General features: G+C 44.3%; 11 protein-coding genes. 10 read left to right on the forward strand and 1 reads right to left on the reverse strand.

Going from position 1 to position 13,818, the window contains the following annotated elements:
* Positions 1–407: 407 nt before the first annotated feature.
* Entirely contained in the window at positions 408–2,468 is a 2,061-nt protein-coding gene (locus AC0VXY_RS06910) for a sigma-54 interaction domain-containing protein (protein ID WP_475527378.1), read from the reverse strand.
* A gap of 165 nt (positions 2,469–2,633) precedes the next feature.
* On the opposite strand from AC0VXY_RS06910, the gene yfcC reads away from it, so the two are divergent.
* The 10 genes from yfcC to AC0VXY_RS06960 all read left to right on the forward strand — a co-directional run bounded on the left by yfcC (position 2,634) and on the right by AC0VXY_RS06960 (position 13,779).
* Positions 2,634–4,136 carry a putative basic amino acid antiporter YfcC gene (gene yfcC / locus AC0VXY_RS06915; RefSeq protein WP_435992136.1) on the forward strand — a complete coding sequence of 501 codons (1,503 nt, stop codon included), beginning with the start codon at positions 2,634–2,636 and terminating at the stop codon, positions 4,134–4,136.
* Between the two features lie 57 nt (positions 4,137–4,193).
* Positions 4,194–5,369 (forward strand): beta-aspartyl-peptidase, encoded by a 1,176-nt coding sequence (gene iadA, locus AC0VXY_RS06920; protein ID WP_475527379.1) that lies wholly within the window; start codon positions 4,194–4,196, stop codon positions 5,367–5,369.
* A 267-nt stretch (positions 5,370–5,636) separates the two neighbouring features.
* Positions 5,637–6,902: an MFS transporter gene (locus AC0VXY_RS06925; RefSeq protein ID WP_435992132.1), complete on the forward strand. Its 1,266-nt coding sequence runs from the start codon at positions 5,637–5,639 to the stop codon at positions 6,900–6,902.
* Positions 6,903–7,338: 436 nt separating this feature from the next.
* Positions 7,339–7,866 (forward strand): RNA polymerase sigma factor SigY, encoded by a 528-nt coding sequence (gene sigY / locus AC0VXY_RS06930; RefSeq protein ID WP_435992130.1) that lies wholly within the window; start codon positions 7,339–7,341, stop codon positions 7,864–7,866.
* Positions 7,856–8,173, forward strand: a complete 318-nt coding sequence (locus AC0VXY_RS06935) for a YxlC family protein (RefSeq protein WP_475527380.1) — start codon at positions 7,856–7,858, stop codon at positions 8,171–8,173. The genes sigY and AC0VXY_RS06935 overlap by 11 nt, the downstream gene beginning before the upstream one ends.
* Entirely contained in the window at positions 8,170–8,376 is a 207-nt protein-coding gene (locus AC0VXY_RS06940) for a sigmaY antisigma factor component (protein ID WP_435992126.1), read from the forward strand. Before AC0VXY_RS06935 ends, AC0VXY_RS06940 begins: the two co-directional genes overlap by 4 nt.
* A 529-nt stretch (positions 8,377–8,905) precedes the next feature.
* Complete coding sequence (locus tag AC0VXY_RS06945) at positions 8,906–10,663, forward strand: ABC transporter ATP-binding protein (RefSeq protein ID WP_475527381.1); 1,758 nt, start codon at positions 8,906–8,908, stop codon at positions 10,661–10,663.
* On the forward strand, positions 10,660–12,678 hold the full coding sequence (locus AC0VXY_RS06950) for an ABC transporter ATP-binding protein (RefSeq protein WP_475527382.1): 2,019 nt from the start codon (positions 10,660–10,662) through the stop codon (positions 12,676–12,678). Before AC0VXY_RS06945 ends, AC0VXY_RS06950 begins: the two co-directional genes overlap by 4 nt.
* 238 nt (positions 12,679–12,916) lie before the next feature.
* Positions 12,917–13,297 carry a hypothetical protein gene (locus AC0VXY_RS06955; RefSeq protein WP_435992120.1) on the forward strand — a complete coding sequence of 127 codons (381 nt, stop codon included), beginning with the start codon at positions 12,917–12,919 and terminating at the stop codon, positions 13,295–13,297.
* A complete protein-coding gene (locus AC0VXY_RS06960; protein WP_475527383.1) occupies positions 13,294–13,779 on the forward strand; it encodes a hypothetical protein in 486 nt (161 codons plus the stop codon). Before AC0VXY_RS06955 ends, AC0VXY_RS06960 begins: the two co-directional genes overlap by 4 nt.
* Positions 13,780–13,818 lie beyond the last annotated feature (39 nt).

The raw sequence follows: 13,818 nt of genomic DNA on the forward strand, positions 1-13,818 counted from the left end.
ACTCCTGGGGGAAACGCTGGACAGTCCGAAATGCGGAAGCGGCTTGACCAACCCCGACGAGCATTAGCCCGAGGAGGCTCACCGCCAGCCCTGCGGAAAGCGAGCACCTGGAGTGGAAATCAACCACTACGCGCTTCTTCAGACAGCAACAAAGCCATTCGAAAAAAATAAGGAGCAGAATGGGGGGAAGATCCATTCTGCTCCTTCGCTTTCAATAATATAACTCAAATAATTGCAAGAATAATGTTTGGCTGATATGGTTTCTCTTAAAGCATGCTGATGATCCAGCCAATAACAACAATTGCGCCAATGACCATTAAGATCGTACGTACCATGAAAATCACCTCGACTTATTGTATCGTGAAGAATGTTTTGTGTATCTAACCGGTTAAAGGTAAGATACCCCGTTATCGACTGGTTAAAACATTCTCCCTATGTTCGTTTAGCCAATTTACTCCTGCAGGTGTTATTTCAGTTCCGATTCTCCCTCTTTGGATGAAAACGTATCCTAAATCCTGTAATTCGCTCAATCTTGTCCTGATCTGTTGGACTGAGAGTGGGGTAGGACTTTGTTGGAGTGATGAATGGATTTTTTCCCTGCTTGCACTCTCTCCATTCTCAAAGAATCCCACTAATGCAGTCAGGATGTTGATATACTCCCGGGATTTAGACATGGTGATTTCCGCCGGAGAATAGGTACCGTTAGTTTGCTCTATCCCAGTGAAATTATGATCATTTCTCGGTAATTCTTGCAGAGTCAGCCTATTGTGCCCGGCGACGGTCATCATATATAGGAGAGTATTTTTTAGTTCCCGGATATTTCCCTTCCACGGGGCTTTCTTCATGGCTTCCAATACGGCACGGTCGATCGTGGTGATTTTACTATGTTCCATCCCGAGGAAGTGTTCGATAAGAAGGGGGATATCTTCACTTCTTTCCCTGAGGCTTGGAAGCTGTAAGGATAACACTTTTAATCGATGGTAGAGGTCTTCCCGGAACGTACCTTCAATGATTAAGGCTTGAAGATCCTTGTTTGTAGCAGCGATGATCCTCACATCCACCGGGATATTTTTGTTTCCTCCAATCCTTCTGATTTCCATTTCCTGAAGCACCCTTAGAAGTCTCGCCTGAAGCTTTAAGCTGATATCACCTATTTCATCAAGGAACAGGGTGCCTCCATCAGCTTGTTCGAATAATCCTTTTTTGCCGCCCTTTTTAGCACCCGTAAAGGCACCTTCCTCATATCCGAATAATTCACTTTCCAATAGGTCTTCCGGCAAGGCGCTGCAGTTAACAGCGAGGTATGGACTGTTCTTACGGGAAGAATCATTATGCATGGCGCTGGAAAACAGCTCTTTCCCCGTCCCTGTCTCCCCATAAATCAATACCGGCAGCTCGCTTTTTGCGAGTTTTTCTGCGATCAATTTAGTGTCGTCAATAAGATGGCTGTTCCCTAATATGCTGTCGAATGTATACTTAGCGATATATCCCCTTCGCTGGAGTTCGCGTTTCCGCACTTTCTCCATTTCAATGGTCTCTTCCATATCTTTAAAAGTTGCCACAATGACACCTTCAGCCTCCAAACGGAAGCGATACACCATGACATTCTGCTGCCGGAGTGTGAAGTATTCCAGATCTTCATCCTGCTCTGAGGTCAGGAAACGATTGAGCTCGATGTTTTTGAACACCCTGCTCAATTTCTTCCCCTTAGCGTGAGCCGCGTTAATCCCGATCATTCTTTCGAGGACTTCATTGAAGACGGTGATTTCCCCATCCTCCAGAAAGGCGAGGATTCCGTCGTTAACTCCATCGACCACTTTATTTAAAAATTTGTTTAATGTTTTGGCTCGACGGTTGATGGCACCGAGCTTCTGACTTAGCTCGATGATTTTCCTTGTATAACGATCTGTAATATCAAAGGTCAATCTCTCTGATAATTGAAAGTGGTGGATGATTTTCATGATCGTATTCAAATCGATCAGTCTGACACCTATATCGATTTTTTGGGGGATGGAAGAGGGGATGCTCACCATCTCCCCTGGAGAAACAGCTATATCAATTTGTTTCGTATCCCCTCCTCCTGATGGGGAGTAAGGAATATAGTCCACGTGATCTATACCGAGACGCTTCAGAGTGGCGACGGCTTCTTGGGCCGTCTCTATGAAGTCATTTACGTAAAGGATCTTCTTTCCCGGAGGTAATTCAAATATTCGGTCTATGTATTCATAGTTCACCGTACGGCGGGCTTTGATGATGGTACAGGAATCGAAATCGATATATTCTTGTACTTCTGGCTCAATCAGAGAAGATGAGTATACGATCAGTTTATTTGTGAAATAGGTTGGAATCCCCTCATCGCAGGCATAACTGGTAATATGGATCAGTTCGCCAAAAACGGACTGTAACTGTTCCTTCAAGGCTCTCTCTGTTTCTTTTGTGCCGGCTAATAGAATTAATTCACGTTTCATTTGAATCCTCCTTATGGTTAATCAAAGGTTTTTGGTTATACATATTCTAACCTATTTCAACCATTAGCGGGATCGAAGTTTGTATTTTCAGATAATAATGAGTTGGCATGGAACTTGCATATAAGGAAATGAAGGTTATTAAACTGTCAAACGGGGGGATAAGAAATGGAGAAAGAACAAAAAGCTTGGAAGGTACCGCATACATTTATCATTGTGTTTTTCGTCGTGCTTGCGGCTGCTATTTTAACGTATGTCATACCTAAGGGGCAATTTGCTACAGAAGAAATCACGTATATGCAGGATGGGGAAGAACAAACGAAAACAGTTTTGGATCCGGATTCGTTCAGTTATTTAAAAGATGAGGATGGAAACCTGATCAGGGAAGGAACAAGCCTGTTCGAACCTGGTGGTGGGATAGGCTTCCTGAATTATGTATTTGAAGGACTTGTATCAGGGGACAAATGGGGGTCGGCCGTAGGGGTAGTCGCCTTTATCCTCATTATTGGGGGAGCCTTCGGAATCATCATGAAAACAAGGGCGATCGAAGAAGGGATCCTCAAGGTAATCGATCGGACCAAAGGGAAGGAGTCCCTTATCATTCCGATCATGTTCTTCTTATTCTCATTAGGTGGGGCAGTCTTTGGAATGGGGGAAGAGGCCATTGCGTTTGCCATGATCCTCGTTCCGATCATGATTGCCATCGGATATGATGCCATCACGGGCATCATGATCACGTATGTTGCCACTCAGATCGGGTTTGCCACATCGTGGATGAATCCATTCGGGGTAGCGATCGCTCAAGGGGTTTCCGGTGTTCCGGTTCTATCAGGTGCCGGCTTCCGGATCGTCATGTGGATCGTCTTTACTCTGGTTGGAATCATTTACACCTGGAGATATGCCAAAGCAATCAAGAAGGATCCAAAACGAAGCCTTTCTTACACAACGGATGAATATTTCAGGAAAGAAGGTAAAGTGGAAAATTTACATGCCAGATTCACTTTGGGACATTCACTCGTCATCCTTACAGTAGTAGTGGGGATTGCCTGGATCATTTGGGGGGTAGTGGAACATGCTTATTATATTCCTGAGATTGCAAGCCAATTCTTTACAATCGGTTTAGTTGCAGGGATAATCGGGGTTCTGTTTAAATTAAATGGAATGAGTTGGGATGATGTAGCAAACGGCTTCATCGACGGTGCGAAAGATCTATTGCCTGCGGCTTTGGTGGTCGGGATGGCAAAAGGGATTGTCATCATCCTTGGCGGAGATGCGCCGGACGCACCATCTGTATTGAACACGGTATTATATGGTGCAGGGCAGGTAGTCGGTGATTTCCCGGAAGCCATCTCTGCATGGTGTATGTATGTATTCCAGTCAGTATTCAACTTCTTCGTGGTTTCCGGTTCTGGTCAAGCAGCGCTCACGATGCCATTGATGGCCCCGCTTTCCGATATTGCCGGCGTCACGCGCCAAGTATCGGTACTGGCTTTCCAACTGGGGGATGGATTAACGAATATCCTGGTTCCGACTTCTGCCGCCCTTATGGGTACACTCGGGGCAGCGCGGGTCGACTGGGGAGTGTGGGCTAAGTTCATCCTTAAATTCATGCTTATTCTATTCGTACTATCATCCATCTTTGTCATTACAGCAACGCTCATTGGATTTTAATTAGCCATTCTTCGGGCCAGGCTCGATTATAAATAAATAGTGAAAGGAGCAAACATCATGTTAACACTTATACAAAACGGGGAAGTTTATGCTCCAGCATATCTAGGGAAAAAGGATATCCTCCTGGTAGGGGATAAAATAGGTTTCATAGAAGACAAGATTGAACTTCACGGTCAATTTGTGGATATAAAAGTGGTGGATGCAACCGGGAAGTATGTTGTACCCGGATTCATCGATTCACATGTCCATATTATGGGCGGAGGCGGCGAAGGGAGCTTCCGTACAAGAACCCCTGAAATTCAATTGACTCAGGCCACTCTCTCAGGAATCACCACTCTTGTCGGTGTCATCGGTACAGACGGGACGACGAGGACGATGGAAAGCCTCATAGCCAAAGCAAAGGGGCTTGAGGAAGAAGGGATTACCTGTTATACGCAAACAGGTTCATACCAGGTACCTTTGAAAACACTTACCGGAAAGATTGAGAATGATATCATCTTAGTGGATAGAATTATTGGTGTGGGTGAAGTGGCGATTGCCGATCACCGCTCATCTCAGCCGACGGTAAACGAGTTAGCGAAAATTACTTCCGCAGCAAGGATCGGAGGGATGTTGTCAGGGAAAGCCGGGATTGTCAATATCCACGTCGGGGATAGTTATGATCACCTGAACCTGCTGGAAGAGATTGTCGAGACAACGGATATTCCGATCAAGCAGTTCTATCCGACGCATATCAACCGGAATGCCCATCTCTTTGAAGCCGGGATTCAATATGCCCTTAAAGGTGGCTATGTAGACTTTACAACGAGTACCATCCCTCAGTTTCTGGAAGACGGGGAAGTCAAATGCAGTCAAGCGCTTAAACGCATGCTCGATGCGGGCGTACCGGTGGAACAAATCACCTATACCTCCGATGGACAAGCAAGTCTGCCGAATTTTGATAAGGATGGAGAGCTGATCGGACTGCAGATTGGTCAAGTGTCAAGCCTCTATGAAGAAGTGAAGGATGCCGTTCAGAAGGAAAACATCCCTTTGGAAACAGCGATCAGGGTCATTACCTCGAATCCTGCGAAAATCCTGAAACTAAAGCAAAAAGGTCACGTGGAAGTCGAAAAGGACGCTGATCTTGTCCTTTTGGATCAGGAAACCCTTAACGTGAATACGGTTTTCGCCAGAGGGAAATTGATGGTGGAAAACGGGGAAGCGATCGTGAAAGGGACATTTGAACAGTGATTGAAAGAAAGGATAGCCCGGAGCCTTGGTGTTCCAGGCTATTTTTATTGAAATTGAATGATTGATTAGAACGATACTTGTGAAATTTACCTTTTATCAGCGGAATCTTGAATATATCACCGGAACGTAAAATCATTCCCGTTTCTGCAGAGGCGCCTAAATCTTTTCCGACCAGAGACGGAGGAAAAAACCACCAATAGACCCTCCTGTTCATAAGGTCATTTCAATATGATAAAGATAGTTACTTATTGATGGGGGACGGATGTTATGAAAAAAATGATTGAAATCTTTAAGAATCCAATATTTTTAAAATTATTTTTCGCAAACTTCACTTCGCATATGGGAAGTGTGATTGGCCTGACGGCGTTTATGTTTTATCTGCTGGATCGCTTTTCGGAGCAGCCTATGTATGCATCGGTTACGGAGATGATGTATTCACTCCCGACTCTTCTCGTATTTTTCCTTGTAGGTGTGTTCGCTGACAGATTGGACCGCCAAAAAATTGCCTATCACTGTGATACGATCAGTGCCTTTCTCACACTGTTATTATTCGGAGCCATATTCATCGGGTGGCTACCACTCATCTTTACCGTTCTTTTCCTGAGAAGCGGCGTGCAGAAATTTTTCTTCCCGGCGGAACAAGGTATCTTGCAGGGGGTACTTTCCAAGGATGATTATGCTACAGCAGCCGGATTGAATCAGATGGTGATGAGTTTGTTTATGCTGCTCGGAAATGCCGTGGCCATCTTTGTCTATTGGACTGCCGGGATATACGGTGCCATTGCGGTGGATTTCGTTACGTTTGTGATTTCAGCGATCTTGATTAGAAAATGTGTCATCCCTGAAGAAGTCCGGCTTCCAAATGGGAAGCATTCCTGGAAGGATATGAACATTCAATCTGTCGCAAAAGATTTTACAGCCGGTATGAAGTATATCCTGAACCATAAGCTCCTCTTATCGTTGATTGGCGGGTTTGTCGTATTCGGAATCGTAAACGGCGGGTTCTCGGTGATTCCTATCTTTATTTTGAAATATAAACTGGCTCCAGATTCCTATGAAGAATACTCGATTTTATTAGGTGTCGCATTCGGTGCCGGTGTGCTGATCGGAAGTATCTTCTCTTCGGTGCTGACCCAGAAATTCAAGCTTCATGTCCTGATTGTGGCAGGTCTGGTAATCTCGGGGACATTCATCATCGCTGCATCCTTTGCTCCGACCACATGGATCTTCCTTGCAATCATTTTCTTGGCTGCACTTGGATTGCCACTCGTAAACATTGCGATTGGCGGGTGGATGCCGAGTATCATCGACCCTAAAATGATGGGAAGGGTCCAGGGGTGGATCAATCCACTCATGATGCTGTCTCAATCGATCACTCTCGGAGTCATCGCCGTCACATTCCCATCCACCGTAACCGTAGAAATGCTCTACTGGCTCGTCGGCGGCTGCCTCCTCATCGTAGCCGTATTCTACACCATCATCCTTCCAAAATACGTAAAAGAAGAAACACAACCCGCAGTGGTGAATGGATAATATTGGTTGCCTCAAATGAATGGGTAAACTATTCTCGGAGGCTTTTTTATAGTTTTTACATGGAAAATGGTGGTTCTATAGTAGCTGAAGTTGTTTTCTGCGTACTGTGAAAAAGTTGTTCTCTAATCTTTAATGGTATCAATATTAGGTTTTTAAGAAACACATGCTTAGTTGATTGGAGCGGAAGGTGCTCGACTCCTGCGGGAAATGCGGGAAAGTTGAGACCCCGCAGGGCAAAGCCCGAGGAGGCTCAACTCACGCCCCGCGGAAAGCGAGCACCTGGAGTGGAAATCAACCAGCACTCGCCATATGATAGAAAAATAATATAGAATGAAAAATATTTCAAAAAAGTATAATGATTTTATGAACGATTTTTCCGTGTTTACGTCTTATCAATGAACTCACCGGATGGGGTGGATAGAAAGGACAGTAATGGATGGATGAGAGAAAGTGGATTAAACTAGCGAAAAAGGGGAATCACGAAGCCTTTGCTCTGCTCTTTAGAGAACATTATCCTTTTCTAGTGAAATACTTGATCAAAGTGACGATGAACCGGGATCAGGCAGAAGATCTTGCCCAGGATACCATGACTAAGTGTGTTGAAAAAATCCATCAATACAACGGAAAATCCAAATTTTCCTCCTGGTTGATTTCAATTGCGACCAATCGGTATATCGACCTTCAGCGTAAAAAGAAGAGAGAAGAGACATGGCGAAAGGAAGAAATGAACGGAAGGAAGCTGAGGTGGGAAATGGAGTCAAGAAATGATGAGTGGAATGATGTGTTAGCCGCATTGTCCACATTATCTGACGATATCAGGCTCCCAATCATCTTGAAACATTACTACGGATATTCTTATGATGAAATCGCTCATATGACGGAAATTCCACCAGGCACAGTTAAATCGAGGGTTCATCACGGGATCACCAGGCTGAGAAAGGAGTTGAAAATAGATGAACAATGATCGTGAACAAGTTGAATTAAAGAAATTACTTAGGGACGGATTCCGGTCTATTGAAGAAGAAGTCGATCAAAATACGCCCAATCTGCAATGGTTTGAGCAATTGGTCTCGGACAGGCAGGAGCAGCTTAAAGCCAGATTCAGACGGGATCTCATCATTTTTCTTCTTATGGCCGGCTGCATCCTGACTTTGTTTTCCCTTACTTTATTTCAAATGCCCGTGTTATTTCTTTTTCTTCAAATTATCATCTTTCTGGGAGCATCGATTTTCACAGGGATCAGCTATATGAAAAAGGTGAAGAGGATATGACGAAAGAAGAATTCTATATTTTACCCCTTGTCATCCCCATCCTTTTGACACAAAGCATTTATCTGTTCATCGATGCTCGTAAAAATGGTCACAATTACTGGTTCTGGGGAATTTGGGGATTGATACAGTGTCCATTCCCCATCATCTTTTATTTATTATTTGCCAAAAAAGTATGGAGGAAGTTCAATAGAATAGAAAAATGAAGGTTCACGTATGCATAAGTGGAACATATAGTGTATAGAAAATTACTAATAGAGATAATATTGACACAATTCGTGTCATATAGTATGGTTATTAATGGAATAAAAACATTAAATGAAATGGAGGGTTTGTGATGATGAAAGTGGTTAGAGTTAATGGAGCACCAGCGGCTTGTCCTATCAATTTCATATCATCACATGACCAGTAACTCCTTACGATTTAATATGAATCAATGAGCACAGGTTATGAATGTAATCTGTGCTTTTATATGTCCAAAATCGAAGACGGACGTTCATAAGGCGCAAAAGATCCGGTTAGGCCAATGATGGGCTCTGCTGAATCTGACCACCTTAGGACGTCCGTCTGTTTTGTTTTTTCAGGCGGTGTATCCAAGGTAATCCTTGAACACATATATATTCAATTTACTGAGGAGGAAATGAAGATGGTAATGGCTCAAATGAAGAAGAGGATGACTGCTGTGGAGACAGAAGGCGGATAGATGAGAAAGTCAACTTGAGGAGGTAGAGTGGGATGTTTAGTATTTTTAAGAAATTATCATGGTTTTTTATTGAAAATTGGAAAAGGTACACAGTGGCGATCGTTCTCTTGACGATTGTCGGGATCCTTGATGTGATTCCTCCGAAGCTAGTGGGGAATGCCATCGATGACATTCACCTTGGTGCGATGACCTGGGATGGGGTGGAGAAGTATCTCTGGTTGATAGCAGGAATCGCCCTCATCTCGTATGGGATGACGTATGTGTGGATGTATCAACTGTTCGGTGGAGCCTTTCTGGTTGAGAGGAAGCTGCGCAGCAAATTTATGGGGCACCTCTTAAAGATGACCCCGACATTCTTCGAGAAGAATCGGACGGGTGATTTAATGGCGAGGGCGACGAATGATTTGAAGGCGATCTCGGTTACGGCAGGTTTCGGGGTGTTGACGTTGATCGATTCCAGCGTGTTCATGTTAACGATCCTGTTTACGATGGGATTTCTCATCAGCTGGAAACTGACGATAGCTGCTGTTTTACCACTTCCGATCATGGCTCTGTTAATGAAGGTATACGGTGCGAGGATCCACAAACGGTTCACCGAAGCGCAGGATGCATTTGGAGACTTGAATGATAAAGTTCTAGAATCGATTGCGGGGGTCAGGGTCATCCGGGCTTACGTACAGGAAAGAGCAGATGAGAAGCGATTTGCTGACATGACGGAAGATGTGTATAACAAGAATATCGGTGTAGCGAAAATCGATTCACTTTTTGAGCCGACCATCAAAGTCCTTGTCGGGTTGAGTTACTTAATCGGATTGGGCTACGGGGCCTACCTGGTGTTCCATCAGAGCATAACGCTTGGACAGTTGGTTTCCTTTAATGTGTATCTTGGGATGCTGATTTGGCCGATGTTTGCGATTGGTGAATTGATCAATGTGATGCAGCGTGGGAATGCGTCCCTCGATCGGGTCCAGGAGACACTCGATTATGTCCAGGACGTACAGGATAGAGCGAATCCTAAATCGATTGATTCCCCTGAACAGATCGGATTTAAGGATGTGGACTTCAGGTATCCTTCCTCACAGGTACTGAATCTATCCAACATCAATGTGAACATTCATCAAGGAGGTACCCTTGGGATAGTCGGAAAGACAGGAAGCGGCAAGACGACTTTCATCAAGCAGCTTCTCCGTGAATATCCAGCAGGAAGTGGTTCGCTATCGATCGGAGGAATCCAGATTGACAAGTTATCCATTCAGCAGGTAAGGAACTGGATTGGCTATGTACCACAAGATCATGTTCTATTCTCCAGGACCGTAAGAGAAAATATATTATTCGGAAAGCATGATGCAACAGAGGAAGATTTGGAAAAGGCGATAGAGCTGGCTGATTTCAAGAAGGACCTCGAGATGCTGCCTGATGGTTTGACCACTCTTGTAGGTGAGAAGGGTGTGGCACTCTCGGGTGGACAGAAACAACGGATTTCGATTGCAAGGGCACTCATCAAGAATCCTGAAATTCTGATTCTTGATGACTCATTATCAGCAGTCGATGCAAAGACAGAGGCAAAGATCATAGACAATATACGAACAGAACGTGAAGGGAAAACGACGATTATTACGACTCATCGTCTCTCGGCGGTTCAGCATGCAGATTGGATCATCGTATTAGAAGATGGGAAAGTGGTAGAAGAAGGGGTCCATGAAGTGCTCCTCGAGAATGGCGGTTGGTATAAAGAACAATTTGACCGCCAACAAGTTGAAGATTCTTCACCTGAGGAGGTGGGCACATGAAAGTCGGAAGAAAATTAACCGAATATGCCCTAATATATAAAAAAATCATCATAGCGGCCCTCCTGATGCTCAGTGTATCAGTGGCTGCAGAACTCGCCGGTCCATTCATTGCCAAAAAACTGATTGATGACCATATTCTCGGGATTGAGTCGACCTGGTATGAAACGGTGGAGGGGAAAGAAGCTGTACCTTATGAAGGAACTTGGTATAAGCGTGATCAATATTTCAGAGATGGAGAGACAAAAGGAGAAGACGTCCGTATCCTTCAGGTTGGCAGAGCGTTTTATTTCGTTCCCGCCACCATTTCCTTTGACGGGGAACGATCTGTATCATCAGGGGAGATGACGATTACAAAAGGCGGGGAATCAGCAACCTATCCCGCTGAAAAGTTAACAGGGGATGAGCTTCTCAAATTCTATAATCCGGAAATCCCAAGGATCATCCGGTTGATTGCCTTTTATTTCGGATTGCTTGTCGTCGCTGCCTTTTTCCAATATGGCCAGCGGTTCTACCTTCAGAAGGCGGCAAACCGTGTCATACAAAAGATGCGTAATGATGTGTTTCAACACATCCAGAAGCTTCCGATCCGCTATTTCGATAATCTGCCGGCAGGGAAGGTCGTTGCCAGGATCACAAACGACACGGAAGCAATCAGGGACCTGTATGTAACCGTACTATCCACGTTCTTCTCCAGTACGATTTATATTATCGGGATTTACATTGCACTCTTTATCCTTGACGCAAAATTAGCGGGCATCTGCTTGGTCCTGATACCGATCCTTGTTGTGTGGACGTATCTTTACCGTATTTATGCGTCGAAATACAATCATATCATCCGATCGAAAGTGAGTGATATCAATGCCATGATCAATGAATCAATTCAGGGCATGAACATCATTCAGGCTTTCAGCAGAGAGAAAAAAACGGATGATGAATTTGAAGATTTGAACGAAACCCACTTCAAATATCAAAATAAACTATTAAGCTTAAATTCATTGACTTCCCATAACCTTGTAGGGGTCCTTAGGAATATCACGTTTGTGGCGTTCATATGGTATTTCGGAGGAGCATCGATCGGAGTGGGATCTGTTGTTACGCTTGGCGTCCTTTATGCCTTTGTTGACTATATCAACCGATTGTTCCAGCCGGTGACAGGGATCGTGAACCAGCTTGCCAACCTAGAACAGGCACTTGTTGCGGGAGAACGGGTTTTCCAGCTGCTTGAAGAGACTGGGACCCCGGTGGAAGATGGAAAAATGAACAGATACGACGGAAATGTCAGCTTTGAGCATGTATTTTTTGGATATAAAGAGAATGAATATGTATTGAAAGATATTACGTTTGAAGCAAACAAAGGGGAAACAGTTGCCCTGGTGGGACATACGGGTTCAGGAAAAAGCTCGATCATGAATCTGCTGTTCCGTTTCTACGATAGCAATGAAGGGAAAATCCGGATTGATGGAAAAGACATTGTCGATATTCCCTATCAAACGATTCGGGAGCATATGGGGATCGTCTTGCAGGATCCTTATTTGTTCACAGGAACGATTGCTTCAAATGTCAGTCTCGATGATCCAAGGATTTCAAGGGAGCAAGTGGAGGCGGCACTCAATGCTGTAGGGGCGGAAAAAGTATTCAAAAACCTGGAGAAGGGATATGATGAACCGGTGATCGAGAAAGGCAGCACCCTTTCCTCCGGTCAACGCCAACTCATATCATTTGCCCGTGCACTTGCCTTTAATCCAGCGATCCTGATTCTCGATGAAGCGACATCGAGCATCGATACAGAAACTGAGGCCATCATTCAGGAAGCGATGGAAGTCCTGAAAAAGGGCCGGACGACCTTCATCATCGCTCACAGATTATCCACGATCAAGGAAGCCGATCAAATCCTTGTATTAGATCGGGGGGAAATCGTTGAACGCGGGAATCATGATGAATTAATGAAAAGGCAGAGTCGTTATTATCAAATGTATCAGCTTCAACAAGGCTCAAAAGAAAATCTGGCAGGATAGAATAGGGGCGTCTGACGATAGCAGTCGGACGCTTTTTCTTTTTGGGCGATTTCGATAGTGAAAATAACCCCGTCAAATTTTAAAATATCCCGGTGTTACGGGGATTCATCCATGAGTAAATACAAATTTCCTGTTAAGAAAACAGGACTTTCGTGGGATTTTGTCGTTTTAAATCGAAATTATCTCCTTATCAATGTATAATTTAATTGATAAAAAAGTTTCACAAAGGGAGGATCCTATGATGGGATGGGCAATCGCCATTTTATTTGGGTCAGCAGTTTTGCTGCTCATTTTATCGTTTATTAAAACGACACAAACCAACTCGAAGCTTGAGCAACAGATAGAGCATGTATCCATTTCTGTATTGAATGAGGTTCATGAACTGGAGAAGCAGTTACGAAATATACAATTGGATGCAGAGATTACAGCCCAGCAGGCAGGAGCTGCACCTGCTGTATCTGAGGAGCGCGAATTACTCCGTGAGATGCTTGATTTGTATAAAAGAGGCTATTCTGTTGAAAGTATCGCAGGGAAAACAAAGCTCAAGCCTAATGAAGTGGAGCATATGCTTGCGCCATTTATGGCTCAGAAGGCTGAAAGGGGCTTAGTGGCACAATGACAGTGACATCGAATTCATTACGGAGCTTTGCTGGAGGGATATTGATCGCCACCTCTTTGATTGGGGCTGTGTATCTTTTCGGTCCTTCTGAAGCAAAGAGTACCGGGAAAGAAGAATCTGCGGAAGTGCAAAAGCTGTCAGAGGATGAAATGGTGAAGAAGCTGACTTCAAAAGGCTATGTCATACATACAGAAGACCAGTGGAACAAGCAGCTGAAAGCCATGAATGAAAAGCAGGAAGAGAAAGCATCGGATAAGAAAAGTGGCGGTAAGGTGGTCTACAAAACGATGCTCACCGTTTCTACCGGAATGACGAGTATCGACGTAGGAAACGCTCTGGAACAAGCCAATATTATAAAAGATGGGTTGGATTTCTATAAAGAGGTAGAAAAGCGGGGCCTTGAGAACGAGCTGCGCCCAGGTACCTTTGACGTCGAAAGTGGAATGAGCACGGACGAAATCATTTCTACCATCTTTAAATAATAAATAGGAAAACGGGACTGACATTCAGTCCCGTTTTTT

It is taken from the genome of Rossellomorea sp. QJM3NY_18 (assembly GCF_056173145.1).